We start from the raw sequence: 26,518 nt of genomic DNA, 5'->3' as shown, positions 1-26,518 counted from the left end.
TTTATTTTAAGTGCCGAAAGTTTGTGTGCGATGAAACAAGAAGCTGTTGTGGAAAAAATTCGAGCGCTGGTTCTGCCCGTACTGGAAGCCAAGGGGCGCGAATTGGTGGATGTTGAATATAGCAGGGAAGGTCAGGGCTGGGTCCTGCGTCTTTATATCGATGAACCTGGCGGGGTAACCCTTGACAGTTGTGTAGAGGTCAGTCGGGAAGTCAGCGTGCTGCTTGAAGTCGAAGACCCCATTGAAACGGCCTATAACCTTGAAGTTTCGTCGCCGGGGCTGGATCGTCCACTGACCCGGCCCGCCGATTACGACCGCTTTGCGGGTCGCCTTGTGCGGGTCAAGAGTCGCGTTCCCATGGAATTGGACGACAAGGGGCGCGGTCGTAAAACCTTTGTCGGTATCCTTGTCGGGCTTCGTGACGGCAACGTTGTTATCGACCTTGAAGATAAAAAAGGGTATCGGGTGGAAATTCCGCTCGAGGATGTGGCAAAGGCCAATCTGGAAATAAAATTCTGATCAAACGCGCAGGCGTTCATCGCATAGGTCCGCCATCGTACGACGGTGGACGCAAAAAACGTCGAGGGGGAACTGGATGTTGGTGAATCTTAACCATATCATTGAGCAGGTCGTCAAGGAGAAGGGGATCGATCGGAGTGTGCTGGTTGAAGCTCTCGAATCCGCCGTGCTGTCGGCTGCCAATAAGAAATATCGCAATACCCGGGATCTTGAGGCGCACTACAACGATGACTTGGGTGAGGTCGAGCTTTTCGAGTTTGTAACGGTTGTGGATGAGGTTGTCGATTCCTATAAGGAGATCGATCTCGAAGAAGCCCGCGAAATCGACGAAGAGGTCGAAGTTGGCGACTCCCTCGGCATGAAAATCGAGAGCGGCAACTTCAGTCGCATCGCCGCCCAGACAGCCAAGCAGGTTATTATCCAGAAGGTCCGTGAGGCCGAACGGGAGAAGATCTACAACGAGTTCAAGGATCGTGTCGGCGAATTGGTCAATGGCATCGTGCGACGTTACGAGCGTGGTGACCTGATTGTCGATCTCGGGCTGGCCGAGGGTCTGCTGCCACATCGTGAGCAGGTGCCTCGTGAAAACTACCGGCAGGGAGATCGTGCACGGGTTCTTATTTCGGAGGTGAAGATTTCCACCAAGGGGCCGCAGATTATTCTCTCCCGCACCCACCCGGGCCTGGTGGCTGCCCTGTTCCAGTTCGAGGTGCCGGAAATCGCCGAAGGCATCGTTGAGATCAAGGCGGTGGCTCGCGAGGCCGGCAGCCGCACCAAAATAGCGGTCGCTTCTTATGATCCGGATGTTGATCCGGTCGGTGCCTGCGTCGGCATGCGTGGATCCCGTGTGCAGAATGTTGTTTCGGAACTTCGCGGCGAGAAAATCGATATCGTGCCATGGTCTCCGGATGTCGGACGCTTTGTCTGTGCTTCGCTGGCTCCCGCCGAAGTCACCAGGATCTACCTTGATAATGATGAGCAGGCGCTTGAAGTCATTGTTCCCGATGATCAGCTTTCGTTGGCCATTGGCAAGAAGGGCCAGAACGTGCGACTGGCGGCCAGGCTGACCGGCTGGAATATCGATATCAAGAGCGAGACCAGGGCTGCTGAAGCGGCCAAGGAATCTCTTGAACAGGGCGCTGCGGCAGGCGGTGACGATGCGGCGGCGGAAGCGTCCGGACAAACGGTTGTCGATCCGGATGTTGCCGGCCCTGAAGATGCTCATGCGGCTGTTGAAGAGTCCGTGGAGACAGGCGAAACGAATGAAGAAGGCCCGGCCGACGATTCGGCGATCTGATTCAAAGAGCGGCGCAAGGCACACACCGCAGCGGACCTGCGCTGCTTGCAGGAAGTCCCTTGACCAGGGCTTTTTGGTGCGGTATGTTCTGAGCCCGCAAGGTAATATTGTTGTGGATTACCGCAAAAAATTGCCGGGGCGTGGCGTTTACACCTGCCTGGATTTTGCGTGCCTGGAGATGGCGGTAAAAAAGGGGCAGCTTGCTCGTGCCTTGCGCCTAGGCGGTACGTTTTCAGCGGATGCGCTGTGGCGGGAACTGTGCGGTCAGATCCGATCCAGGGCATTCAGTCTGCTGGGGATGGCTCGCAAAGCGGGGCAGATCGTGTCGGGAACACAGCAGGTTTTGTGTGAACTGCAGGCCGGCAGGGATATAGCCTTGCTGGTTTTAGCGGAGGATCTTTCGCTTGCCATGGCAGCGAAAGTTCAGAATGCGGCAAATCGCAACGCGGTTCCCTGCTTTGTGTTTTCCGCCAAGGATCAGATAGGGCATTTGCTTGGAAAGTCGGAACGCGGTGTTGTCGCGTTCAGGAGCGGACCCTTGGCAGGCGCCATCAGGGAAGAGTTGGAACGGTTGAAAAAATTCGCGGGGGAGTTTAATGGGTAAAAAATTACGAGTATATGAATTAGCGCAAAAAATGGGGCTGGATAACAAAGTTGTGCTCGAAAAGCTGCACGAAGCCGGTATCGAGGCCAAAAGCCACATGAGCGTGCTTGACGAAGAGGATGTCGAAAAGATCGAAGGTGCGCCCGCCAAGGTGGAAGAAGTTGAAGAACGGCGCATCACTGCTGGCGTTATCCGCCGTCGACGGAAAGAAGTCCCCGAAGAAGAAACGGCGGCACCCCCCGCATCCGCCGAAGAGCATCCTCAGGCGCAGACTGTTGTTGAGGAACCCGCCCCCGCCGCAGATATCAAGCCCGCTGCCTCCAAGCCCGAGACTCCCGTTGCATCGGTGCCCGAACCGATATCCGCGGATAAACAGGATTCAGGGCCGAGTGAGCCGCTAGATGAAGAACAGGTTTCCGAGCCAGCAAAAGTTGTCAAAGAAGCGGCACCAGTCGCTGAACAGGAAGGTTCCGGCAAGCAGACTGCCGAGTCACCTGCCGCAGCTTCCGAGGCGGGGCCGGTAAAACGCGAACCCGAAGTATCCAAAACGGCTGATAAGACAGAAGGGCAGCCCGAAATGGCTGAAACTCCGGTGACCAAGGATAAAACTAAAGTGGAAAAAGTCACAGCCAACCGTGCAAAGATACTCGGTCGCGTCGAACTTTCAACTCTGTCACCGCCGCCCAAGAGACAGGAGCGTGGAGAGCGGCCTGAACGGGGCAAGCCCGAGAAGGCTCGGCCTGATCGTGCCAGGCCCGCGCGTCCTGCACCGGCTGGCGCCGCTCGGGGTAAAGAAGTCGCGCCCCAGATTGTTGTGCCTTTCGATGGTGGCCCGGCCCCCGACAAGGAAGTTCGTGGGGGGAAAAAGGGTAAAAAATCCAAAAGTGGTGGCTACGACAAGGATAAAGAGGTTGCGGACGGCGGCAAGGGGCGCCGCGGGCGCCGTGAGGTTTACGAGCCGGACCACGACGATCGGCGAGCACGTCGGGGCAAAAAGAGCCCCAAAGTACAGAAAAAAACGGAAGTTACCCTTTCCAAAGCCATCAAGCGCATTATTCGCATCAGCGATGTCATCACTGTCGGTGAGTTGGCCAAGCGTATGGGGGTTAAAAGCAAGGACCTCATTACCGAACTTATGCGCCAGGGGCAGATGGTCACCATAAATCATCCCCTCGATTACGAAACCGCTGCCATATTGGCATCCGAATTCAACTATGAAGTTGAGAACGTGGCTTTTGATGAAGAACACGTGCTGACTGATGATGCCGTCATAACCGATGAAAGCGGCAGTGATGAAGGTGCCATTCCACGTCCGCCTGTGGTTACCATCATGGGGCACGTCGATCATGGCAAGACAAGCCTTCTTGACGCCATTCGTGCCACGAATGTCACCTCCGGTGAGGCTGGCGGTATAACCCAGCACATCGGCGCATACGATGTCACCGTGAATGGCAGAAAGATCACCTTTCTGGACACCCCGGGTCACGAGGCGTTTACCTCGATGCGGGCGCGGGGCGCCAAGGTTACCGATATCGTGGTGCTTGTGGTTGCCGCCGACGATGGTGTTATGCCCCAAACCAAGGAAGCCATCAATCACTCCAAGGCGGCCGGCGTTCCGATCATTGTCGCCATCAACAAGATGGACAAGCCCGACGCCAATCCTGATCGTGTCAAGCAGGAACTGACCGAATTCGAAATGGTCCCCGAGGATTGGGGCGGTGATACTATTTTTGTAGAGGTTTCGGCAAAAACCACAGCTAACCTCGACAGCCTTCTCGAAATGATTCTTCTGCAGGCGGAAGTTCTGGAGCTGAAGGCAAACCCCCACAAGCGCGCCAAAGGCGCCATCGTCGAAGCCCGTCTGGACCGGGGCCGTGGCCCTGTCGCGACGGTTCTGGTGGAAGAAGGTACGCTGCGCATTGGCGACCCCATCGTGTCCGGACTGCACTATGGGCGGGTTCGTACCATGACCAATGACCGCGGCGACCGATTGGAAGAGGCCGGACCGTCCTGCCCGGTCGAAGTTACCGGTCTGTCGGGCACGCCGGTTGCCGGAGATACCTTCCACGCCGTAGAGAGCGAAAAAGTGGCCAAGGACGTCGCTACCCACCGTCAGCGCAAAATCCGGGAGCAGGAATTGGCCACTACCAGCAAAATCTCCCTGGAGCAGCTCTATGCGCGCTTGCAGCAGGGTGAAGTGCAGGAACTCAAGGTTATCATCAAGGCCGACGTGCAGGGTTCCGTGGAGGCGGTTCGCGACTCTCTGCTGAAATTGTCCACCGATGCCTGCCGCCTGGTTGTTATCCATACGGCGGTCGGCGGCATTAACGAGAGCGACGTTTCACTCGCCTCCGCTTCCGATGCCATCATCCTCGGTTTCAATGTGCGTGCGGAGGCGAAGGCTGCTGCCTTTGCCGAAGAAGAAGGTGTCGACATCCGTTTCTACAATGTCATCTACGATGCGGTTAACGACATTCGCGATGCCATGGAAGGTCTGCTGGCGCCCACTCTGCGTGAAAAAGCCCTCGGCAAGGTCGAGGTTCGCGAGACATTCCACGTATCCAAAGTGGGTACCATCGCCGGTTGTTACGTCACCGACGGCAAGGTGCTGCGCAATTCCCAGGTGCGACTGATTCGCGATCATGTGGTGATCTGGGAAGGTAAGCTGGCTTCGCTCAAGCGATTCAAGGACGATGCCCGCGAAGTTCAAAGCGGTTACGAGTGCGGCTTGAGCCTTGAAAATTACAACGACGTCAAGGTCGGGGACATCATCGAAGTGTTTGAAATGGAAGAAGTCAAGACCTCCCTCTGATAGAGGCAAGCGGCATGGTCGTCGGTGTCCTGAGAGTCGAGTTGCACATCCATGGTCCACAAAGCCTGAAACAGAAACGCTCTATCGTCAAAAGCCTGCTTGGTCGCTGTCGATCGCGCTTTCCTGTGAGTTGCGCTGAAGTGGACCATCACGAACTCTGGCAGCGAACGACTCTCGGTTGCGTCGTGGTTGAACAGGATGAAGCCGCTGCAGACAGGATTTTGCAGAAGGTTGTTGCCGAGCTTGAGCATTGCGCTGTTGCCGACCTGTGTCGGCAGGATATCGAATTCATTCATTATAGGTAGAGAATTGGAACACCCGAGACCCCATCGCGTTGGCGAGCAACTGCAAAAAGAGATTTCGGCCCTGCTGCTCAAGGGGCTGAAAGATCCCCGTGTCGGCTTCGTGACCATCACCGCCGTCGATGTGACACCGGACATGCATCTGGCGCGGGTTTTCTACACCGTCTACGGCACCGACAAGCAAATTGCCGATACCCAGGCCGGCCTCAAAAGCGCCGTACCTTTTCTGCGGCGTGAACTCGGCCGCCGGATGCGCATGCGGTACGTACCCGATCTGGTTTTTGAATTCGACAAATCGCTTGAATACGGCAATCGCATAGACAATCTGTTGCGCACCATCAGCGAGGAACAGTCCAGCGATGATTGACGCCATTCTTCGGGCTATCGGACAGGGGCGGACGTTTCTGGTCGCCTCCCACGCTCATCCCGATGGAGACGCGGTCGGATCAACCCTCGGACTGGTGAATTGTCTTCGTGATCTCGGCAGGGAGGCGGTGGCTTTTAACCTCGATAACGTTCCTGCCAACTTTGCTTTTTTGCCTGGAGCACAAAGCTTGCTGTGCAGACCGGAAGACCTTGGCCGGTACGATGTGGGATTCGTTCTCGATTCCGGTGAACTGTCACGGGCCGGAAGTTTTCTCCCTCTGCATTGCCGGCAGGTGATCAGTATCGACCACCATCCATGCTCCGAGCGTTTTGGCGATATCAATTATGTCGATGAACAGGCCTGCGCCACCGGTGCTCTTGTTTATCGCATTATTCACGCGGCCGGGTTTCCGGTGTCCGCGGACGTTGCTCTGTGTCTTTACACCGCCATATTGTCCGATACCGGTTCTTTCCGCTATTCCAACGCCAATCCCGAAGCTTTTCAGATCGCGTCATCGCTGGTGGCCTGCGGGATTTCGCCCTGGTATGTGGCGGAGAACCTTTACGAAAGTCGTCCGGCTGAGCAACTCAGGTTGCTTGCCATTGTTCTGGAAACCCTTGCAATTTCCCCTTGCGGACGGTTTGGATCGGTGTGTGTGACTCGCGATATGCTGCTATCCGCGGGCGCAAAACCTGAAGACACCGATGGCCTTATCAACTATCCCCGTTCGGTTCGCGGGGTCGAGGTGGCTTTGTGTTTCCGCCAGACTGATGATAACCGGTTCAAGGTCAGTTTTCGGTCAAAAGGCAAGGTTGATGTCGGTGCATTGGCTCGAGGTCTCGGTGGCGGCGGGCATCATAATGCTGCCGGTGCTACCGTCGATGGGGACATCGGTCAGGTAAAGTGCCAGGTTTTCGCGCGTCTCAACGAACTTCTCCCGTTTTCCTGATGAATGGTCTACTGATAATCGATAAGCCGCAGGGAATGAGCTCTCATGCGGTGGTTGGAAAGGTGCGCCGGCTTTTCGGTCTTCGCAAGGTCGGGCATGCCGGAACCCTTGATCCTCTCGCCACCGGTGTGCTTGTGGTGGCCCTCGGACAAGGCACCAGAATCCTTCAATTTCTTCTCGAGGAAAACAAAACCTACCGCGCCACACTCAAACTTGGAGCCGTGACCGATACCCAGGATAGCGAAGGAATGGTTTTGTCCGAGGCCGAATGGTCCCATCTGGGAGAAGCCGAGATTGCCGCTGCATGTCAAGCCATGGTCGGCACCCTGGAACAGGTGCCTCCCATGTACTCGGCCATCAAACAGGGTGGTGTTCCGCTCTACAAGCTGGCCCGGAAAGGCATGGAAGTCGAACGGCAACCCCGATTGGTGACGATTTTCAGCCTTGGTCTGGTTTCGATCAGTCCGCCGGATGTCACCTTCGAGGTACACTGTTCCAAAGGCACCTACGTGCGCACCCTTTGTCACGATATCGGGACCAAACTCGGCTGTGGCGCCTACCTGACAGCTCTGCGGCGCTTGACAAGCGGGGCCTTCAACGAAACCGAAGCCGTGAGCCTTGATACGATAGAACAGACCGCTCCGCAGGAGCGAGGGCGATTTCTGTTGTCGCTTGGCGATGCACTCAGGGGCTATGCCGCGGTTTTTCTTCGGGAGGAGGGCGTGCGAAAATTGCGCTATGGCATCCCGCCCACGCTGGACATGGTGGAAAAAAACGTCGAAATTGAAGAAGGCACCATTGTGCAGTTGCTCGGTCCTCTCGGGCCCATGGGCATGGCGCGCTTTGCTCCTTCCCGCGGACGTGAAACACGGGGTGATTTTGAACTTCTAAGGGTTTTCAATGATAGCGATGGGGGTGAATAGCGCTTTACACTGACGGGCAACTATGGTAATAAGATTACGCTTTATATCGTTATAATAAGTATTTAGATCGAATTTTAACATGAAAGGAGGTGGCAAGGTGCTGGCCACTGATAAAAAGCAGGAACTCATCAATCAGTATAAACGTCATGAGGGTGATACGGGTTCGCCTGAGGTTCAGATTGCTCTGCTGTCAGAACGCATTACCTACCTGACCGAGCATTTCCGTACCCACAAGAAAGACCATCATTCCCGTCGCGGTTTGCTGAAGATTGTCGGGCAGCGTAGGCGTCTTCTGGACTATCTGAAACGCAATGATGTCGAACGTTACCGTGCAATCATAAAAAGCCTCGGTATCCGCAGGTAGTACAGGGCAGCAAGCTTTCCGCCGAGTCGGGAGGCCTGCTGCCTGAGTTTTTTGTATGCTAATGGAGGTTGTCCGGCGAGAACGGCTGGTCCGCATTAAAAGAGCGGCCGTTGTCTCAGGCCAGTCTCCTTTAGCCTTTTTAAGACGTGAATCATTGTCAAAGCTCGCGGTTAGCTCGGAACCGCCAGTCAAACAAAGGAGTACAATTTGGCTTATCAAAAGGTTGAATGTCAGTTCAACGGGCAGACCCTGACCCTTGAGACAGGCAAGATGGCCCGCCAGGCCGATGGCGCAGTCGTCATAACTTATGGCGATACCAAGGTGCTGTGTACGGCGGTCAGTGCCAAACAGATGCGGGAAGGTCAGGGGTTTTTTCCGCTGACCGTCAATTATCAGGAAAAATTCTACGCAGGCGGCAAAATCCCAGGCTCATTCTTCCGCCGCGAAAGAGGGGCAAGTGAGCGTGAGACGCTGGTCTGTCGTCTCATCGATCGTCCCTTGAGGCCTCTGTTTCCCAAGGGATACATGTTCGAAACGCAGATCATGCCGACCGTGATCTCGGTTGACGAACGGAACGATCCCGACACTCTGGCCATGGTCGCTGCATCCGCTGCCGTCGCCATCTCCGACATCCCCTTCAATGGTCCGGTGGCCGCGGTACGCGTGGGACGGGTGGAGGGCGGTTTTGTCGCCAATCCGACCATCGAGCAGCGTGCCGCAAGTGACATTGATATTATCGTGGCCGGTTCCCGCGACGCGATCATCATGGTTGAGGGGGAGACACGCTTCATTAACGAGCAGGAGATGCTCGATGCCCTGTTTTTTGCCCATGAGGCACTGCAACCGCTACTGGACATCCAGTTGGAACTTGTAAAGGTTGCCGGCGTGGCCAAACGTGAATTTGTCGTTCCGCAGGTCGACCCCGCCATTGTCGACAGGGTTGCCGGATCGGCCACGGAGCGTCTTGCCGCAGCTGTGCGGATTCGGGCCAAACAGGATCGCTATGCTGCCGTCGCTCTTATCAAGGAGGAGGTGGTCGCTACCCTGGCGGAAGAATTCGAGGGGAAGGAATCCGAAATCAGCGAAGCCTTCGGGAATCTGCAGAAGCAGATGGTGCGGCAGATGGTGGTTCGCGACAAGGTGCGCATCGACGGTCGCGACAAGGATACCATACGTCCCATTACCTGTGAAATCGGCATTTTACCGCGGGCTCACGGTAGCGCTCTCTTCACTCGGGGGGAAACCCAGGCACTGGTTGCCGCCGCGCTTGGTACGTCCAGGGACGAGCAGCGCATGGATAACGTGCAATCGCTTGAATTCAAAAAGTTCATGCTGCACTACAATTTCCCTCCGTTCTGTGTTGGCGAAACCAGCATGCGGCTGTTTCCCGGTCGTCGGGAAATTGGTCATGGCATGCTTGCCGAGCGTTCCATTTCACAAGTGCTGCCCCTGCATGATGACTTTCCGTATACGCTGCGTGTGGTCTCTGACATTCTGGAATCCAACGGTTCTTCCTCCATGGCCAGTGTCTGCGGTGCCTCCCTCGCATTGATGGATGCCGGAGTGCCGATCAAAGAAGCGGTTGCAGGCATCGCCATGGGACTCATCAAGGAAGGCGACGATGTTGTGGTGCTGTCGGATATCCTTGGCGACGAGGATCATCTCGGTGATATGGATTTCAAGGTCACCGGTACCCGCGACGGGATTACCGCTTTGCAAATGGATATCAAGATTGGCGGAGTCAGCAAGGAAATCATGCGCCAGGCCCTGGAACAGGCGCGCGCCGGACGGATCCATATCCTTGATAAAATGGCGGAAGCTATAGCGGCCCCGCGGGGCGATTTGTCTCCCTATGCGCCGCGCATCACCACGATCCATGTCAAACCCGACCAGGTGCGTACCGTCATCGGCCCGGGGGGTAAAAATGTACGCAGCATTATCGAGGCCACCGGCTGTGCCATCGATATCGAGGACGACGGCCGCATCAATATCGCTTCGTCCGATGGCGATGCCTGCAAAACCGCCATCAAGATGATCAGGAATCTGACCCAGGAAGCCGAAGTGGGCAAGCTTTACATGGCCACGGTTAAAAAATCATGGAATTCGGCGCCTTCGTGGAAATATTCCCTGGCACCGAAGGCCTTGTGCATATTTCCGAACTGGCCAAGGAACGTGTCAAAAACGTTACCGATATTCTCCGGGAAGGGGACCAGGTTCTGGTCAAGTGCCTGGATATTGATCGCCAGGGTAAAATCAAACTGTCACGCAAGGAAGCCCTTGGTGAAACCCTTCCCGAAGAAGGGTAAGTCAGACCGTCATGGTTCAGAAAACTGTTCTGGATAACGGGATCCGCATTCTTACGGAGCGCGTGCCGGGTGCCTATTCGGCAACGGCGGGCTTCTGGGTCGAATGCGGATCCCGCCATGAACCTTCTGAGCTCAGCGGCGTTTCCCATTTTCTTGAACACATGCTGTTCAAAGGAACCATCCATCGCAGCGCGCCGGCTATCGCCAAGCAAATCGATTCGGTAGGCGGCGCTCTCAACGCCTTTACCAGTTCTGAATACAGCTGTTATTACGCCAGGGTTGCCGGCCACGACCTGCCTCTTGCAATCGACCTTCTGTCCGACATCATTCTCAACTCCGTTATTGACCTTGACGAACTGGAAAAAGAGCGCCGGGTAATTCTCCAGGAACTTCACATGCTGGAAGATTCCCCCGAGGATTGTATCCACGAGATGTTCGCGCGTTCGTTCTGGCAGGGCAATTCCCTGGGCAGACCCGTGATCGGCTCGATGTCATCGGTCCAGTCCCTGGAACGTCACCACCTGGTCGATTATCTCGAAAGATTTTACGGTGGCGGCAATCTCATTATTTGCGTTACCGGGGATGTGCGGCATGATGAGCTTGTTGCCCGGATTGAAAGACTTTTCAATGGTTACGCTGCCGGGAAGAAACCGGTTTCGCAAACGCCCCCTGACGGTCACTCCTGTATCCGTTCCGTTTTTAAGGATATTGAACAGGTTCACTTTTGTCTCGGGTGTTCCGCTCCTCCGCAAACGCATGATCAACGGTTTGCCGGCAATGTTCTCAATACCATGCTTGGTGGCAGCATGAGTTCCCGGCTGTTTCAGGTCCTTCGTGAAGAACGGGGAATGGCCTATTCCATCTACAGCTACCTCAGCGCCCATTCCGATGTCGGCGCCCTGATTGTATATGCAGGTACTTCCGCCGGCGACCTGCAGCATGCCGTCAATCTGGTGCTGAAAGAGCTGTCCAGGTTCCGACAGGCAGAGCCGATGGCCGCGGAGCTGCAGGCAGCCAAGGATCTGCTCAAAGGACAATTCATGCTTTCGCTGGAAAGCACGGAAAACCGCATGACCCGTCTTGCCAAAAATGAAATCTACCTGGGACGGGTCCAGTCGCCCGCCGATGTCGTCGAAAGTTTGCAGCGGGTTTCCGGTAGGCACATTCTGGAACTGGCTCGAACCTATCTGCGCGATGATTGTATAAATCTACAGATACTTGGACCGATTCGAGGGGACGCATTCCCTGCCGTCGACATGACGCTCGGCTGAATTATTTCCGTCCTGACCGGGCAATAGTCCCCTTGTCTTGCATTTTTATGAAAACGATTACAATTAAAATAAAAAGAATGCGTTCCCAAGCCCTGTTGCCTGCCTACATGAGCCGGCATGCCGCAGGCATGGATCTTTATGCCTGCCCGGATTCGATCATGGTGCTTGAACCCGGAAGCCGCGCCGTGATTCCAACCGGAATCGCCGTCGCCATCCCGCCCGGTTACGAGGGGCAGGTCAGGCCACGCTCGGGTCTGGCTCTGCATCGCGGTGTTACCCTGGTCAATGCGCCCGGAACAATCGATGCGGATTACCGGGGGGAAATCGGCATCATCCTTATCAATCACGGTAGCGAGACCTTTATGGTTTCGCCAGGGGACCGTATTGCCCAGTTGGTTATCGCGCCGGTTCGGCAGGCCGTTCTCGAATTGGTCGAGAATCTTGACGAAACCGGTCGCAACGATGGGGGGTTTGGTCATACCGGTTGCTAGCTTTCGATCGGCACAGGAAAGGATACGAGTCATGATTCTTGCCATAAATCCCGATACACCTCAAAAACGATTGATCAACCGGGTTGTTGAATGCGTCAAGCAGGGAGGCGTGATCGCTTACCCCACCGATACGATTTACGGACTGGGTTGCGATATATTCAATCGCAAAGGGGTCAAGCGCATCTACCAGATGAAGGAGCGCAGTCAGCGCAAGCCCTTTTCATTTATATGCGCCGATCTCTCGGATGTGGCCAACTATGCACAGGTCAGCAACTTTGCCTTCAAAATCATGAGACGCTATCTTCCCGGTCCCTACACCTTCGTGCTTGAAGCCACGCGGGTGGTTCCCGACCTGCTCGTTACCAAACAGAAAACGGTCGGGATTCGCATCCCGTCCAATTCCATCGCTCTGGCCATTGTTCGTGAACTGGGCCATCCTCTGGTGACCACCAGCGCCAACATTTCAGGAGAGGAACCCTGTTACGACCCCTCCGTTATCAATGAACGTCTCGGCAGGCAGATCGATATGATTGTCGACGGTGGCATTATTACGGGTGAGGCCTCCACTGTTATCAGTCTGATCGATGACAAAATAGAGGTGCTGCGCCAGGGAGCGGGCAACACCGACTGGATTCATCAGCTTTAGGCCTGAAGCTATTGTTTTTTTCTGCAACGTCGTTTGCATTTATCCAGCCTTGCCGCGACTGGCACCAGGTGCCCTTCATCTTGAAAAACCCTCCCGCATCGGGTATAGTGCCGCCGGTCGTGTGATTTTTTCCCCTTCGTCGCATATCGTTTGTCGTCCGACGCGTTAAGTCGGCACGTAAAGCCTATGTCGGGTGCCAGATTCGAAGGTGGTTTTCTATCCACGGCAATGTAACCCGACTTTGTCAGCACGACGGGTAATTGTTTTCACCTTGGCAGATGGAAAAAGCCCACCAAAGGACTTTTTCAACAATCTGCCGGACAGAGGAGAATCCTTCCCATGCTGAATTTGTTCAATCAGGCGACCTTGTTTGGCCTGATCGGTGGTCTGGGACTGTTTCTGTTCGGCATGAAAATCATGTCAGAAGGTCTGCAGAAGGTCGCCGGAAACCGGATGCGCAAAATTCTTGCCGCCCTGACCACCAACCGGTTTATCGGCATGTTTGTCGGTCTTGCGGTTACAGCGATCATTCAATCCTCCAGTGCCACGACCGTCATGGTGATAGGATTCGTCAATGCCGGGCTCATGACGCTGATGCAGGCTATCGGCGTGGTTCTCGGGGCCAATATCGGCACCACCATCACCGCCCAGCTTCTTGCCCTCAAGATTACGCAGTTTGCACTGCCGGCCATTGGTGTGGGCACGGGACTGAAGCTGTTTTCCCGCAACAAAACCTGGATATATTGCGGCGAAATTCTGCTGGGTTTCGGCATTCTGTTTTACGGGCTCGCCACCATGAAAGGTGCCTTCGACCCCTTGAAGGGGAGCGATGTGTTCCGGGAATTCTTTTTGATGGTGGGGGATAACTACCTTCTGGCCGTCCTTTCCGGAGCTCTGCTTACCATCCTCGTCCAGAGCAGCAGTGCCACTATCGGGATTACCATGGCTCTGGCAAGCAGCGGCCTGTTGAATTTCGATGTCAGTGTTGCCCTGATTCTCGGCGAGAATATCGGTACCACGGTTACTGCCAATCTTGCGGCTATCGGCACCAACCTGGCGGCGCGCCGCACGGCCCTGGCCCACCTCCTGTTCAACGTGCTGGGCGTCATTTTTATCGTCCTGTGCTTTCCGGTCTTTTTGCAGGCGGTTGACAGCCTCACCCCCGGCGATCCCAGCTTTATCGTGCGGACCACGGCCGAATCCGCCGAGATCGGGGCCGCCATTGGCGATCAGCCAAACATATCCTGGCACATTGCCAATGCGCACAGTCTTTTCAATGTTATCAATACCCTTATTTTCCTTCCGCTTATCGGACTGCTGGCCAAACTCGCCTGCATGATCCTGCCCGGCAAGGATGAATTGATGGAGTTTCACCTTAAATACATCGACAACCGTGTTCTCAATACCCCTCCCATCGCTCTTGGACAGGCACGATCCGAAACCCGGCGCATGGCGCATCTGACCCTGGAAATGCTCGATGAAAGCATGGCTTTTTTCCGCGATGGAAATCTCAAGCGCCTGACAGCGCTTGAAAAAAAGAAGAAGTCGTCGACTTGCTGCAAAAGGAGATAACGGATTTCCTGGTAAACCTCTCGCAGAAATCCATTACCCAGGACATGTCCCGCGATGTCGCTTCCATGATGCACATGGTCAACGATCTCGAACGGGTTGGCGACCATTGTGAAATGTTGTGGCGCCTGATCGGACGATTGCGTGAGTTGAAATTGCCCTTTTCCTCCGTCGCCTGGCAGGAGGTCGAGGAACTGGCGGGGAAAACCCGGGACTTTCTGGCGTTTGTGGTCGATGCTCTCGATCGAAACGATGCCAGCATCAAACCCATTGCCGTAACCATGGTAACCGCCATCGACGAACTTGAGGATACCCTTCGCAACAACCATATCGCACGCCTGAATACCGGAGAATGCTCCGTGCAGCAAGGATTGATTTTCATCGATATGCTGCAGGGGTTTTCCAAGGTCGGCAGCCATGCGTTTAATGTGGGCAGGGCTGTTGTGGGAGAACGCTAAATGCTGGCTGCCATCGATGTCGGATCCAACACCGTGCGCCTGGCTGTCGGGCAACCCCGTCAGGGAGGGTTCAGTAATCTGCGTTATATCCGCCGTGTTACCCGGTTGGCCGGCGGTTCTGATCCCCGCACAGGCCTTGCCGCGGATCGCATGGATCACACGATAGTCGCTCTGGAAGAGATGTCGGACCTTGTCGCCTCTGCCGGAATTGATGCCGTGCGAGTCGTAGGAACCGAAGCCTTGCGCCGGGCTCCCAACGCCGAAGAATTCGTCGCAAGGGTAAAACTGGCCACGGGTTTGGCTCTCCATATCATCGGCGGTGAAGAAGAGGCACGACTCAGCTGCCTGGGAGTGTTCGCAGCACTGGATCCACGCCCGGATCATTGTCTGGTGTTTGATATTGGTGGTGGCAGCACCGAATTTATATGGAGCGAACAGGGGAACATTGTATTCAATCGCAGTTATCCTCTGGGAGTAGTGGATCTGTGTGAGAGATATGCGGAGCCCTCCCGGCAATTGGCATATATCGATACGATCCTCGAGGACGTTGTTCGCGACCTGACCCTGGCAGGCATTATCGGAATGGCTCGCCAGAACACTGCCACTCTGGTGGGAACAGCTGGCACGGTCACCACTCTGGCTGCAATAAAACTGAGGATGGTTGAGTACGACGGTATGCGGGTGAACAATCTTGTGCTGTCCAGAAACGAAATCGAATCACTGGCCTGCCGACTCGCCCCCTTGTCGATAGCGCAACGCGAGCAGCTTCCAGGGCTCGAGAAGGGCCGAGGCGATCTCATTATGCCGGGGCTTCGCATCATTCTTTCGATTCTGGATCGTTTTGAGAAATCAACCATGAAGGTAAGTGATTTCGGACTTCTGGAAGGGCTTTTACTGCAAATGACAGGGAATTCTGATGACTTTGAGAAGGATTGACAAGCTCTGAGCGGTTTTCGTATAGTCTCTGACGTTATTTTAGAACGCCATTTTGCATTCAATCGACGCTTTGTCTCAGCCGAAAAGGACGCAACATGAAACGCACCATGTTATCTGGAAACGAAGCCATCGCCCGGGGTGCCTTCGAAGCCGGGGTCAAGGTCGCATCGGCCTATCCCGGTACACCGAGTACGGAAATCCTGGAAAATATTGCACGATATTCCACTATCGATGCGTCCTGGGCGCCTAATGAAAAGGTGGCACTGGAGGTCGGCATCGGTGCATCCTTTGGTGGCGGAAGAGCGCTCGTGGCCATGAAGCACGTTGGCGTCAATGTGGCTGCCGATCCACTGTTCACGCTTTCCTATACCGGCGTGCGCGGCGGCCTGGTCCTTGTAACGGCCGACGACCCCGAACTGCATTCCTCCCAAAACGAACAAGATAACCGTAATTACGCCAAGTTTGCGAAAATCCCCATGTTCGAACCTTCGGACAGTCAGGAAGCGCTCGATTTTACCCGGCTCGCCCTGGAAGTCAGCGAACGGTTCGATACGCCGGTCATGTTGCGCACCACCACCCGTATTTCCCATTCCAAATCGGTCGTCGAACCGGGCGAGCCTGCGGCCGGACCATCGACTGCAGGCTGTATCGAGAAAAATCCCGCTAAATTCGTCATGCTGCCGGGCAATGCCCGCAAGCGCCACACGGTGGTGGAGGAACGCCTGCGCAGCATGGAAGAGTGGGCTTGCCACCAGTCCTTCAACCGGATCGAGGTCGGCGAGGGGAAAGTCGGCGTTATCACCAGCGGCGTTTCCTACCTTTACGCAAAAGAAATTCTTCCTGACGCCGATATTCTGAAACTCGGGCTGGTCTATCCCCTGCCTAAGCAGCTGATTCGGGATTTCGCCAGTCGCTACGACACCCTTTATGTTATTGAAGAGCTCGATCCCTTTATCGAAGAACAGGTCCGGGCTCTGGGGATCGCCGTGCATGGCAAGGATCTGTTGCCCATTTGCGGCGAACTGACGCCGGCACGGTTGAATAAAGCGCTGACCGCCAAGGATGTCCAAAACTATTTCGTACCATCCGAACCATTGCCCAACCGGCCTCCCAATATGTGCCCTGGCTGTCCTCATCGCAGCATCTTTTACAGCCTGAACCGGCTCAAGGCTTTTGTTACTGGTGATATCGGCTGTTATACGCTCGGTTTCATGGAGCCCCTTTCCGCCATGGATACCTGCATCTGCATGGGCGCCAGCATCGGCAATGCCACGGGGATGACCAAAGTTCTTGATCCGGAAGAGGCCCGGCGGGTGGTTGCGGTAATCGGTGATTCCACCTTCCTGCATACCGGCATCAACGGTTTGATGGATATGGTTTACAACAAATCGACCGCCACGGTTCTGATCCTGGATAATCGCATTACCGCCATGACCGGGCGTCAGGAAAACCCCGGTTCCGGCTACACCCTGATGGGAGAGGAAACCACGCGCATCGATCTTGAGGCCTTGTGCCGCAGTGTCGGCGTGAAGCATGTCACCGTGATCGATCCCTACGACATCGAACACACCCGCAACGTTATCAAAACCGAAATGCAGCGTCCCGAGGTTTCGGTTGTCATCGCCCGGCGACCCTGTATGCTGGTCAAACGTGACCCGGTGAAGCGGCAACCCTCCCTGGCTGTCGATGCGGACAAATGCACCGGTTGCAGGGCCTGTCTCCAGCTTGGTTGCCCGGCCATCGAATGGCAACCGGATGCCGGCGATAAGGGCAAGGCGGTCATCAATCCGCTACTGTGTTGTGGATGCGGCCTGTGTTCCCAGATGTGCCATTTTGACGCCATAGGAGTCCGTCATGAAGGATAAAGTGACCAATATTCTTATTTCCGGGGTAGGGGGACAGGGCATCCTTCTGGCCAGCGAAGTTCTGTCCGAGGTTCTGATGCTGGCCGGATACGACGTCAAAAAAAGTGAAATTCACGGTATGGCGCAGCGAGGCGGCAGTGTCGTTTCCCATATACGCTATGGAGCCAAGGTCTTTTCTTCGATTATTCCTGAAGGGCAGGGAGATATTCTGCTGGGATTCGAATTGCTTGAAACCTATCGGTACCTGCCGTTGCTGCGGCAGGGCGCCAAGGTGGTAGCCAACGATCTTAAAATCCTGCCGCCGCCAGTGACTCTTGGCAGGGAAAAATATCCTGAAAACATTCCACAGAAAATCCGGCAGGCGTTTCCCGACACCCTCGTGATGGATGGCCTCGCCGTGGCATCCCGCGCCGGCAATCCGCGGACCGCCAACATCGCCCTGCTGGGTGCTTTGTCCACCGCTTTGCCCATCGAGACCAGCTACTGGTACGAAACGCTGCAGAAAATGGTGCCGGAGCGGTTTCTGGAGGTCAATATCAAGGCGTTCGACCTGGGGCGGCAGACTGCCGCCAGCCAGATCTGAAAGGAGTCGCAAGGCATGCTCTGGAACGAGGAATTTGAAACCCTGCCGCGCGAAGCCATCGAGTCGTTGCAGCTGAAACGTCTGCAGAACACGCTTGAGCGGGTCTACGCCACGGTTCCATTTTATCGGCAATCTTTTCTCAAAGCGAAAATCACCCCGGATAAAATCAAGTGTCTGACGGATCTTCAGCGGCTGCCCTTTACGCTGAAACAGGATATGCGCGACAACTATCCGTATGGGTTGTTCGCTGTGCCCCTGGAACGTATCGTTCGCATTCATGCGTCTTCCGGCACCACCGGAAAGCCGACGGTTGTCGGCTACACCCGCCGCGACATCGATATCTGGGCTGAACTGATGGCGCGATCCTTCGCTGCCGCCGGAGTAGGCCGCGGCGATGTGATCCACAATGCTTACGGGTATGGACTGTTTACCGGTGGCCTGGGCGCCCATTACGGCGCGGAGAAGCTCGGTGCCGCCGTCATTCCCATGTCTGGAGGCAACAGTAAAAAACAGATCATGATCATGCAGGATTTCGGTTCCACAGTCCTGACCTGTACACCTTCCTATAGTCTCTATCTTGCGGAAATCGCCGCCGAGGAAGGGGTGGATATCAAAAGTTTCCCGTTGCGGGTCGGGATTCTGGGCGCGGAGCCCTGGAGCGAATCGATCCGTGCCGAGATCGAAGCCAAACTCAACATCAAGGCCATCGACATCTACGGTTTATCCGAGATTCTTGGACCCGGGGTCGCCATTGAGTGCATCGAGGAACAGCACGGACTGCATATCTGGGAAGATCATTTCATTCCGGAAATCATCAACCCCGACACAGGCGAAGTGTTGCCGGACGGCGAGCAGGGTGAACTGGTGATCACCACCATCACCAAGGAGGGCATCCCGATGATCCGTTACCGGACGCGGGACATCACCCGACTGATTGCCGAACCCTGCCGCTGCGGCCGCACCCACCGGCGCCTCGAGCGTATGAGTGGGCGCAGCGATGACATGCTCATCATCCGGGGAGTCAATGTCTTCCCCTCGCAGATTGAGAGCGTGCTTATGACCATCGAAGGTGTTGAGCCCCACTATCAGCTGATTGTGGATCGTGATGAAAATCTGGACACCCTTGAAGTGCAGGTCGAAGTCAACGAGGATATATTTTCAGACGCCGTCAAATCCCTGCAGGATCTGGCCGGTCGTATCCGTAAGGAAATCAAGGATATCTTGGGCATCACGTGCAAGGTACGTCTGGTGGAGCCCAAAACCCTTGCGCGCTCCGAAGGCAAGGCCAGGCGGGTCGTTGACAACCGTCCCAAATAGTTTTCAACCGGAAACGGCCCTTTTCCGCCATGGCGGCGTCAATCCGCAGGCTTGCTTGTGCGGCGTACCGATGTACGCCTCCGCGCAACCCCTTGATTTCCTTGCCACAGCGAAAAATTGCTCGTTTCCCATATGAAAACTACGCTGTATCCATCCGGAGTTTCCGGATGGATACTAAATAGTGTCCGTCCGGAATCCCCGGATGAAAACTGAATAGCCAAGCATTACCTACATGGGGGGCGTATGAAGGTTCAGCAGATTTCCATTTTTATCGAAAATACATCCGGGCGGCTTGCCGAGGTAACCAAGGTTCTCGGAGCGGCGGGGGTCAACATCCGGGCACTGGCTCTCGCCGATACATCCGATTTTGGCGTTCTGCGGTTGATTGTCGATAAAATAGACCTTGCCAAAAAAGTGCTTGCGGAGAAAAACTTTACTGTTTCTAAAACCGATGTGGTTGCCGTGGAAGTCCCCGATCGACCACTGGGTTTGGCGCAGATTCTCGAACTTCTCGACGCAGCCGGAATTGCCGTGGAATATCTGTACGCTTTTGTAGAGCGTCGCGGAGAAAATGCGGTGATCATCTTCCGGTTTGACAATAGTGACGATGCGATACGGGCCTTGCAGGCCGAAGGGGTGCGCATCCTGTCCGGTGAAAATGTCTATAATGTCTAGCACTTTTCGGGTAACTCATCGAGATGCTTGATTTTTAAGGGAATTTCCATTCACTTGTTGGGCGAAAATTTGCTTGACAATCCTTGGCGGATACAGCATAATCCGCACTCGTTGATCGACGGGGCGTAGCGCAGCCTGGTAGCGCACCTGCATGGGGTGCAGGGGGTCGGAGGTTCAAATCCTCTCGCCCCGACCAACGTAAAAGGGACGCAGTGAAAACTGCGTCCCTTTTTTATTTCAGCCTCCCGCGACGCACTCTCTTGCCTTTTGATTCTTTTCGATTATATTTCTATTAAGAGCGAAATAATGGCATCTTTTCCGGATATTTTCATCCGGGACTGGACTTTTTATCGTGGGTGCGACAATCCGCGAAATCTCTCAAACAGGGTCGCGCTGCAACCTCACAAAAGTACAGGTTTTGCCTGGCACGATGAAAATGGCTGGTTTCCCGTATCGGAATTGCACTGGGTCCATCAGGAGGTGGCGTATCGGTACCAGGTAATTGCAAAGGAGGCAGCCATGACAACATGCAAGGTAATCCCATTTCGCAAACCGCCGATGCATCCCAAAAGACATATTTTTGCTCGGATTCTCAAGAAGTTTGGTCTGTCACGCCCTCAAAAAGTAGCCCGGAACACCGTAATCTACATCAGGGGCTTCGGCCCCGGAGCCATGACGGTCGGTAGCCGGGATCATAGATAGTTTTCGTCCGGAAACGGCCCTTTTCCGCCGTGGCGGCGTCAATCCGCAGGCTTGCTTGTGCGGCGTACCGATGTGCGCCTCCGCGCAACCCCTTGATTTCCTTGCCACAACGAAAAATTGCTCGTTTCCCAAACGAAAACCGCACATTAGGCAACAACGGTTGCCGGATGAATGCCATCCTTTTATTAAACCTTTCAGCCGGTTTGATCCTTCTTTAACACCAAGTCTCTTCTCGTATTAAAATCAATATTTTCGACAAGACGAAATAGTATTTGTGTATCCTGTTGGTATAATAGCGCTTTGTGGTTATTTCGGGCTCTTTCCTTTAGGCATATGCGAAAGGAGGTAACATTTGCCGGATTTCAAGGCAGCAGACAACCCGTTGATGTATGCGTAAAAAAATTGTTGGTTGACTACGCAGGATTTTTTCGGTTGGGATTCTGTTCATGGCAAGGAGGAGACACCTATGGAATTCATGTTTGGCATACCCAGTTTCGTCCAGTTCGGTCCCGGTGTTGCAAAAAAGGCGGGGGAGGTTGCCCAGGGTCTTGGCGCCCGTAAAGTTCTTTTTGTTTATGACAAGGGAGTAAAAAGCGCCGGTCTGGCGGATGAAGTCCTCAAGGCACTGCATGATTCAAATCTGGAAGTGCTTGAATTTGACGGCGTTCAACCCAACCCTACCGACACCCTGGTCGAGAATGCAGCCGCCATGGCAAGGGAATTTCAACCCGATGCCATCGTCGCCCTCGGCGGCGGGTCTTCTATCGATTGCGCCAAGGCTATAAACATCCTCCAAACCAATCCTTCTCCTATCAATCAGTATGACGGTCTCAATACTGTGCCGAACCCCACTCGGCCGCTGATAGCGATTCCCACCACCGCAGGGACCGCAAGTGAAGTAACAGCGTTTTCCATCGTCACGGATACCACTCGCCAGAAAAAAATGGTTATCGGGGGACAGTTCGTCGGGGCAACCATGGCCCTGGTCGATCCGCAAATGACCTTCGGCATGCCTTCGTCAATCACCGCGTCAACCGGAATGGACGCACTGACCCATGCCATCGAGGCCTATCTTTCCAAAGGGGCCATGGTTCCTACCGATGTCTGTGCCTTGAGAGCCATCGAGTTGATCTACCACAATCTTCCCACAGCGACCCGCAATGGCCAGGATCTCGAGGCGCGCACCAATATGCTCCTTGGCAGCATGATGGCCGGTTTCGCGTTCAACTGTGCGGTTCTCGGTCTGGTGCACAGTATCGCCCATCCCCTGAGCGTTCATTGCGGACTTCCTCACGGGGTGGCCAATGCCGTGGTTTTGCCCTATGTCATGGAATACAACGCACCGGCGGCCTTGGACCGCATGAAAGATATTGCCCTCGCCATGGGACAGCCAGTATCGGACATGGCCCCTGTGGAGGCGGCGAAACTCGCAATCGCAGCGGTGAAAGCACTCTCCAGGGAACTTCAGATACCGTCTCTTGAAGAGCTGGGAGTTCCCCGCAATATTTTTGATCGCCTTGCCGAAGATGCTCTGCTGGAAATATCAACGATTTTCAATCCCCGCGAACCCAGCAAACAGGATGTAATCGACATCCTGGTGAAAGCTTACTGACTATTGACCGTGCCATGACGTTTTGCAGGAGGCGTAATGTTCCGTAACTGGGTGATGGTATTTTACATGCTTTTCGGGTTTGTGAGCATCGCCGGTTCCTGCTGGGCCGGCATCACCGGCAATCAATTTACAAACGGCGGCGACGGTATCAAAACCGCTACCGCGCCGCCTCCAGGCACGTACTATCGGTTTTATAATTTTTTCTATGATGCCGGTAAACTTGCTGATTCTCACGGGGACGATCTTCACGCCGATTTTGATGTCTTCGTCTATGCGAATGTGCATAGGCTGATTCATTTTCCCGGCTGGAAAGTTCTCGGAGCGGACTTCTTTTCCAATATTGTCATTCCTGTGGTTTATACCGACATTGAAGTGGGGGCTGCAGGAGTGCGGGATGATGGTTGGTCTGTTGGCGATATCTTCATCGAGCCGGTAGCCCTGGCATGGCATGGTGAGCGATGGGATGCCGCTTACGGCATGGGCGTCTGGGCGCCAACCGGATCATGCAAGGCCAGCAGGCCCGCATTGCCCGGCAAGGATTACTGGTCAGGAATGTTCAGTGCGGGGGCAACCGTTTACCTTGACGCGGCCAGGACATGGTCGTTGTCCGCCCTCGGCCGCTATGAAATTCACGGCAAAAAAGACGGCGCCAGAATTACCGCTGGCGACGATTTTCACTTCGAATGGGGCTTTGGCAAAGCGCTTCCGCCGGATTGGAAGCTGGGACCCCTGCAATATTGGGAGATTGGCATGGCAGGTTATGCTCAATGGCAGGTCACCGACGACAGGGGCTCTGATGTCGTCTGGGACAAAAGCGTTCACGATCGTGTCTTTGCCGTAGGGCCGGAGATCCGCTGCGTGATCCCTGCATGGAAAACAGTCGTTGAGCTACGCTGTGAAAAGGAATTCGGAGCGGTGGACCGCAGCGAAGGAGTGCTTACGGCCCTGGTTCTCACCCGCGCGCTCTGATCTTGTGACCATCCGGAAAACCCGGATGGTCACAAGCTTTTTCAAAAGAACCTACCTGCTTCTGCTGCTGCGGCCATCGGTTGCAGGCACCTTGATGCCAAGGGATTTGATCTTTCGATACAGGGTACTGGTGTCAATGCCAAGATGTTCAGCGGTACGCGTACGATTGCCACTATGGCGTTTCAACGCTTCGAATATGAGATTCTGTTCCATGGCCTGCAGTGTAGTCAGACCACAGCTCTCAGAAGCCATGGAATAATCCTTTGGCCGCAGTTCAAGCGGCAGACATCGCACTTCGATCATTCCCCCGCGGCACAATACAAAAGCATGTTCAAGGATATTTTCCAGTTCCCGTACATTGCCCGGATAATCATAGTCCATCAGTCGAGCCAGAACCTCGTGGGAAACACCTTCGATCTGACGATTGTACAGACGGTTGAATTTGGCTACGAAATGTTTGACCAGCAGCGGAATATCTTCCTTCCTCTTTTGCAGACCCGGTATCTGCAGATGGATAACGCGAATCCGGTAAAATAAATCTTCCCGAAAAACCCCTTCATGAACAAGCTCCGCCAGATTTTTGTTGGTTGCGGCAAGAATGCGGACATCGACATGAACCGACTTAACCGACCCCAGCGGTTCAAAACAGCGCTCCTGGAGAACCCGTAATAATCGAACTTGCATCGCGGGAGATATGTCGCCGATTTCATCAAGAAACAGCGTCCCGCCATGGGCGCAGGCGAAACGACCGGGCTTGTCCCGTCGGGCATCCGTGAACGCCCCGGCTTTATAGCCAAAAAGCTCCGATTCAAGCAGTGTATCAGGCAGCGCAGCACAATTGACGGCAACAAAAGGCTTGTTGTGACGTGGTGAAAGGTTATGAATTGCACGGGCAAAAAGCTCTTTGCCGGTGCCGCTGGCCCCCTCGATAAGAACGGTGCTGTCGCTGTCCGCAACCGGAGCGATAAAACGGAACAATTCCATCATAAGAGGGCTTCGTCCAATAATGTCCTCAAAGGAATACCGGGATTCCAGCTCTTTGCGGAGCTGTTCCACCTGGCTCAGATCCTGAAATGTCTCAACGCCCCCTACCACGTCCCCCTGGTCGTTTTTGAGTAACGCCGTGGAAATACGAATGGGGATGCGCTGTCCTGCCTGATTGATAATGTGTGCGGTTTCGTTAAACAGGGAAGCTCCTTTTTCCATGGTCTGGCGAAGAGCACAGGCTTTTTCGCAGATATTCGCACGGAACACCTCGCAACAAGGCCGTCCCAGTGCCTGCTCGCGCTTGATGCCTGTAATTTTTTCGGCAGCACGGTTAAAGGAGGTGATTCTCCATTTCCGGTCCACGGTAAAAACGCCTTCATTGATTGAATCGAGAATAATATCCTGTTCTTTTTCCTGGTTGTCCTGATGCATATCGACACCTCCCTCATGACCATATCATCAAATATTGCAAAATGCACTTTTGTTGCAAATAAAAACCATGCATTTTGCCAATTTATGCCTCCAGAACCGACTTAGTCATAAAAAAAACATTCAAATTCGATATGTTGCAAAACATTCAAAAACTGGCATACTAATAGCAAACCTGACAATACATGAGACTTGCCATTCCCTACTGGCAGGGACGCGTTTCCCCTGTCTTTGATGAAGCCCGATGGCTTTTGCGCGTCGATGTAATCCAACGCAGGATTGCGGCGCGAACAAGACAGCGGCTGCTTTCCTCTGATCCATGGGGGCGTGCCCGGGAAATCGCGCAATATGATGTTGAATGCCTTGTTTGTGGTGCGATCTCACGGATTTTCGAAGTTGCGCTGTGCAGTGCGGGGATCAGCGTTTTCAGCCAGTTGTGCGGATCGATGGACGAAGTTCTGCATGCTTTTGTCGAGGGGCGCCTCAAAGACCCGGCATGTCATGTGCCGGGATGGCACCAGGAGGGAATAGGGCAAAACTGTTGGGCGCCGGCAGCGAACAGCAGACAAATTCTCACTGCAATGGACACAACCAGCGAAAGGAGAAGCAAAATGCCAAGAGGAGATGGGACGGGACCGGCGGGTGGCGGTCGACGCAGTGGCGGCGGGCGCATGGGCGGGCCAATGGCGGCAGGCCCCGGAGGAGTTTGCGTGTGTACAAGTTGCGGAGCGGAGGTTCCACATGTCGCCGGGCAACCCTGTAATACGCGCTCATGTCCTAAATGCGGGGCGCAGCTGAGTCGAAAATAGCCCTCTTACCATGGGAAAACAAAAGATTTTTCGCGGCGGCAAGCAATTCTAGGCGTTACGCGAGGGCGCACATCGGCAGGTCGCCGGATTGCCGTAGCACGGCGGAAGATGGCCATTTCCCAATGGAAACCTGCATGGACGAATGATTGCCTATTAAAACGAAGGCTATTTACCAACAAGGCCTTCGTTTTCTTTTTCCGGATTTTGGAGACCCGGGATGCATCAGGAGAGGTTTTAATCTACGAATTCACGACAATTTTCCTAAAAAACACAAGGAAAAAGAATGAATGACGAAGATCTTTTGAAGGCGAATCAGATTATTTCCGGTTTCGATAGGGATTCGAATTCCTTGATTCATATCCTTCAGGAAATTCAGGCAAAACTGGGTTATGTGCCGCAAGAATCGCAAAGAGAAGTCGCCGACTACCTTGGGGTTCCTGTCAGCAAGGTTTTCGGAATTGTCAGTTTTTACAATTTTTTCAAAATCAACCCGCCCGGCAGGCATCAGGTCCATGTCTGCATGGGAACCGCCTGTTATGTAAAGGGTGCCGAAAAGTTGATCGAGAAGATAAAGGCCGAATTCAAAATCCGGCCGGGGGAAACCACTGCCGATCACAGGTTCTCTCTGGAGGAGGTCCGATGCATAGGCTGTTGTGCCATCGGACCGGTTATTACCGTCGATGAAGATGTTTATGGCGGCATGACCCCTGAGAAAGTTTCGGCCATTCTCAAAAAATACGAGTAGAGGTTTATTTT

General features: G+C 54.4%; 23 protein-coding genes, 1 tRNA gene and 1 pseudogene. 24 read left to right on the top strand and 1 reads right to left on the bottom strand.

Annotated features, from left to right (window positions below; all coding sequences use genetic code 11):
• Positions 1-30: 30 nt before the first annotated feature.
• From A6070_RS07480 to A6070_RS07370, 23 genes and pseudogenes are all read left to right on the top strand, one after another.
• Positions 31-519, top strand: a complete 489-nt coding sequence (locus A6070_RS07480) for a ribosome maturation factor RimP (RefSeq protein WP_072287739.1) — start codon at positions 31-33, stop codon at positions 517-519.
• Positions 520-595: 76 nt separating this feature from the next.
• Positions 596-1,816, top strand: a complete 1,221-nt coding sequence (gene nusA, locus A6070_RS07475) for a transcription termination factor NusA (protein ID WP_072287738.1) — start codon at positions 596-598, stop codon at positions 1,814-1,816.
• Positions 1,719-2,420: a DUF448 domain-containing protein gene (locus A6070_RS07470; RefSeq protein WP_083558814.1), complete on the top strand. Its 702-nt coding sequence runs from the start codon at positions 1,719-1,721 to the stop codon at positions 2,418-2,420. The genes nusA and A6070_RS07470 overlap by 98 nt, the downstream gene beginning before the upstream one ends.
• Positions 2,413-5,232 carry a translation initiation factor IF-2 gene (gene infB, locus A6070_RS07465; protein WP_072287736.1) on the top strand — a complete coding sequence of 940 codons (2,820 nt, stop codon included), beginning with the start codon at positions 2,413-2,415 and terminating at the stop codon, positions 5,230-5,232. Before A6070_RS07470 ends, infB begins: the two co-directional genes overlap by 8 nt.
• A gap of 14 nt (positions 5,233-5,246) precedes the next feature.
• On the top strand, positions 5,247-5,537 hold the full coding sequence (locus A6070_RS07460) for a DUF503 domain-containing protein (RefSeq protein WP_072287735.1): 291 nt from the start codon (positions 5,247-5,249) through the stop codon (positions 5,535-5,537).
• 4 nt (positions 5,538-5,541) lie between these two features.
• Positions 5,542-5,901 carry a 30S ribosome-binding factor RbfA gene (rbfA, locus tag A6070_RS07455; RefSeq protein WP_072287734.1) on the top strand — a complete coding sequence of 120 codons (360 nt, stop codon included), beginning with the start codon at positions 5,542-5,544 and terminating at the stop codon, positions 5,899-5,901.
• A complete protein-coding gene (locus A6070_RS07450; protein WP_072287733.1) occupies positions 5,894-6,850 on the top strand; it encodes a DHH family phosphoesterase in 957 nt (318 codons plus the stop codon). The genes rbfA and A6070_RS07450 overlap by 8 nt, the downstream gene beginning before the upstream one ends.
• Positions 6,850-7,773, top strand: coding sequence for a tRNA pseudouridine(55) synthase TruB (truB, locus tag A6070_RS07445; RefSeq protein ID WP_072287732.1), 924 nt, complete (start codon positions 6,850-6,852; stop codon positions 7,771-7,773). Before A6070_RS07450 ends, truB begins: the two co-directional genes overlap by 1 nt.
• 97 nt (positions 7,774-7,870) lie before the next feature.
• Positions 7,871-8,137, top strand: coding sequence for a 30S ribosomal protein S15 (gene rpsO / locus A6070_RS07440; RefSeq protein ID WP_072287731.1), 267 nt, complete (start codon positions 7,871-7,873; stop codon positions 8,135-8,137).
• Positions 8,138-8,407: 270 nt separating this feature from the next.
• A pseudogene (gene pnp / locus A6070_RS07435) lies at positions 8,408-10,443 on the top strand (polyribonucleotide nucleotidyltransferase).
• Positions 10,444-10,454: 11 nt separating this feature from the next.
• Complete coding sequence (locus tag A6070_RS07430; RefSeq protein ID WP_072287729.1) at positions 10,455-11,714, top strand: M16 family metallopeptidase; 1,260 nt, start codon at positions 10,455-10,457, stop codon at positions 11,712-11,714.
• Positions 11,715-11,761: 47 nt separating this feature from the next.
• Entirely contained in the window at positions 11,762-12,205 is a 444-nt protein-coding gene (gene dut / locus A6070_RS07425) for a dUTP diphosphatase (protein WP_072287728.1), read from the top strand.
• A gap of 31 nt (positions 12,206-12,236) precedes the next feature.
• Entirely contained in the window at positions 12,237-12,851 is a 615-nt protein-coding gene (locus A6070_RS07420; RefSeq protein WP_072287727.1) for an L-threonylcarbamoyladenylate synthase, read from the top strand.
• A 339-nt stretch (positions 12,852-13,190) separates the two neighbouring features.
• A complete protein-coding gene (locus A6070_RS07415; protein ID WP_236718874.1) occupies positions 13,191-14,423 on the top strand; it encodes a Na/Pi cotransporter family protein in 1,233 nt (410 codons plus the stop codon).
• Complete coding sequence (locus A6070_RS16060; RefSeq protein WP_236718873.1) at positions 14,405-14,878, top strand: PhoU domain-containing protein; 474 nt, start codon at positions 14,405-14,407, stop codon at positions 14,876-14,878. Before A6070_RS07415 ends, A6070_RS16060 begins: the two co-directional genes overlap by 19 nt.
• Positions 14,879-15,814: a Ppx/GppA phosphatase family protein gene (locus A6070_RS07410; RefSeq protein ID WP_072287725.1), complete on the top strand. Its 936-nt coding sequence runs from the start codon at positions 14,879-14,881 to the stop codon at positions 15,812-15,814.
• 95 nt (positions 15,815-15,909) lie between these two features.
• Positions 15,910-17,679 carry an indolepyruvate ferredoxin oxidoreductase subunit alpha gene (gene iorA, locus A6070_RS07405; protein ID WP_072287724.1) on the top strand — a complete coding sequence of 590 codons (1,770 nt, stop codon included), beginning with the start codon at positions 15,910-15,912 and terminating at the stop codon, positions 17,677-17,679.
• Positions 17,669-18,262 carry an indolepyruvate oxidoreductase subunit beta gene (locus A6070_RS07400; protein WP_072287723.1) on the top strand — a complete coding sequence of 198 codons (594 nt, stop codon included), beginning with the start codon at positions 17,669-17,671 and terminating at the stop codon, positions 18,260-18,262. The genes iorA and A6070_RS07400 overlap by 11 nt, the downstream gene beginning before the upstream one ends.
• A 15-nt stretch (positions 18,263-18,277) precedes the next feature.
• The gene (locus A6070_RS07395) at positions 18,278-19,579 is read left to right on the top strand and encodes a phenylacetate--CoA ligase family protein (protein WP_072287722.1); all 1,302 of its coding nucleotides are present in this window, start codon (positions 18,278-18,280) and stop codon (positions 19,577-19,579) included.
• Positions 19,580-19,822: 243 nt separating this feature from the next.
• Positions 19,823-20,254 (top strand): ACT domain-containing protein, encoded by a 432-nt coding sequence (locus tag A6070_RS07390; protein WP_072287721.1) that lies wholly within the window; start codon positions 19,823-19,825, stop codon positions 20,252-20,254.
• A 119-nt stretch (positions 20,255-20,373) separates the two neighbouring features.
• Positions 20,374-20,450 (top strand) — tRNA-Pro (locus A6070_RS07385).
• 972 nt (positions 20,451-21,422) lie between these two features.
• Positions 21,423-22,568 (top strand): iron-containing alcohol dehydrogenase, encoded by a 1,146-nt coding sequence (locus tag A6070_RS07375; RefSeq protein ID WP_072287719.1) that lies wholly within the window; start codon positions 21,423-21,425, stop codon positions 22,566-22,568.
• Positions 22,569-22,604: 36 nt separating this feature from the next.
• Positions 22,605-23,537, top strand: coding sequence for a SphA family protein (locus A6070_RS07370; protein ID WP_072287718.1), 933 nt, complete (start codon positions 22,605-22,607; stop codon positions 23,535-23,537).
• A 51-nt stretch (positions 23,538-23,588) separates the two neighbouring features.
• On the opposite strand, the gene A6070_RS07365 is transcribed toward A6070_RS07370, so the two are convergent.
• Entirely contained in the window at positions 23,589-24,956 is a 1,368-nt protein-coding gene (locus tag A6070_RS07365) for a sigma-54 interaction domain-containing protein (RefSeq protein WP_072287717.1), read from the bottom strand.
• 1,089 nt (positions 24,957-26,045) lie between these two features.
• Between A6070_RS07365 and nuoE the strand changes: the two genes are divergently transcribed.
• Positions 26,046-26,507, top strand: a complete 462-nt coding sequence (gene nuoE, locus A6070_RS07355) for an NADH-quinone oxidoreductase subunit NuoE (RefSeq protein WP_072287715.1) — start codon at positions 26,046-26,048, stop codon at positions 26,505-26,507.
• Positions 26,508-26,518 lie beyond the last annotated feature (11 nt).

Origin of the sequence: Syntrophotalea acetylenica, assembly GCF_001888165.1 — a bacterium.
Classification (GTDB): Bacteria; Desulfobacterota; Desulfuromonadia; order Desulfuromonadales; family Syntrophotaleaceae; genus Syntrophotalea; species Syntrophotalea acetylenica.
The sequence above is the reverse complement of the archived record's forward strand: the minus strand, read 5'-3'. Positions and strand labels throughout refer to the sequence as shown.

Bases quoted from the DNA above. Each gene is read 5' to 3' on its own strand.
- truB (WP_072287732.1), top strand. From the start codon at position 6,850: ATGAATGGTCTACTGATAATCGATAAGCCGCAGGGAATGAGCTCTCAT.
- A6070_RS07395 (WP_072287722.1), top strand. From the start codon at position 18,278: ATGCTCTGGAACGAGGAATTTGAAACCCTGCCGCGCGAAGCCATCGAG.
- A6070_RS07400 (WP_072287723.1), top strand. From the start codon at position 17,669: ATGAAGGATAAAGTGACCAATATTCTTATTTCCGGGGTAGGGGGACAG.
- dut (WP_072287728.1), top strand. From the start codon at position 11,762: ATGAAAACGATTACAATTAAAATAAAAAGAATGCGTTCCCAAGCCCTG.
- A6070_RS07420 (WP_072287727.1), top strand. From the start codon at position 12,237: ATGATTCTTGCCATAAATCCCGATACACCTCAAAAACGATTGATCAAC.
- iorA (WP_072287724.1), top strand. From the start codon at position 15,910: ATGAAACGCACCATGTTATCTGGAAACGAAGCCATCGCCCGGGGTGCC.
- A6070_RS07450 (WP_072287733.1), top strand. From the start codon at position 5,894: ATGATTGACGCCATTCTTCGGGCTATCGGACAGGGGCGGACGTTTCTG.
- A6070_RS07430 (WP_072287729.1), top strand. From the start codon at position 10,455: ATGGTTCAGAAAACTGTTCTGGATAACGGGATCCGCATTCTTACGGAG.
- A6070_RS07460 (WP_072287735.1), top strand. From the start codon at position 5,247: ATGGTCGTCGGTGTCCTGAGAGTCGAGTTGCACATCCATGGTCCACAA.
- A6070_RS07375 (WP_072287719.1), top strand. From the start codon at position 21,423: ATGGAATTCATGTTTGGCATACCCAGTTTCGTCCAGTTCGGTCCCGGT.
- A6070_RS07410 (WP_072287725.1), top strand. From the start codon at position 14,879: ATGCTGGCTGCCATCGATGTCGGATCCAACACCGTGCGCCTGGCTGTC.
- A6070_RS07390 (WP_072287721.1), top strand. From the start codon at position 19,823: ATGAAGGTTCAGCAGATTTCCATTTTTATCGAAAATACATCCGGGCGG.
- A6070_RS07415 (WP_236718874.1), top strand. From the start codon at position 13,191: ATGCTGAATTTGTTCAATCAGGCGACCTTGTTTGGCCTGATCGGTGGT.
- nuoE (WP_072287715.1), top strand. From the start codon at position 26,046: ATGAATGACGAAGATCTTTTGAAGGCGAATCAGATTATTTCCGGTTTC.
- A6070_RS07370 (WP_072287718.1), top strand. From the start codon at position 22,605: ATGTTCCGTAACTGGGTGATGGTATTTTACATGCTTTTCGGGTTTGTG.
- A6070_RS07470 (WP_083558814.1), top strand. From the start codon at position 1,719: ATGTTGCCGGCCCTGAAGATGCTCATGCGGCTGTTGAAGAGTCCGTGG.
- infB (WP_072287736.1), top strand. From the start codon at position 2,413: ATGGGTAAAAAATTACGAGTATATGAATTAGCGCAAAAAATGGGGCTG.
- A6070_RS07480 (WP_072287739.1), top strand. From the start codon at position 31: ATGAAACAAGAAGCTGTTGTGGAAAAAATTCGAGCGCTGGTTCTGCCC.
- nusA (WP_072287738.1), top strand. From the start codon at position 596: ATGTTGGTGAATCTTAACCATATCATTGAGCAGGTCGTCAAGGAGAAG.
- A6070_RS07365 (WP_072287717.1), bottom strand. From the start codon at position 24,956: ATGCATCAGGACAACCAGGAAAAAGAACAGGATATTATTCTCGATTCA.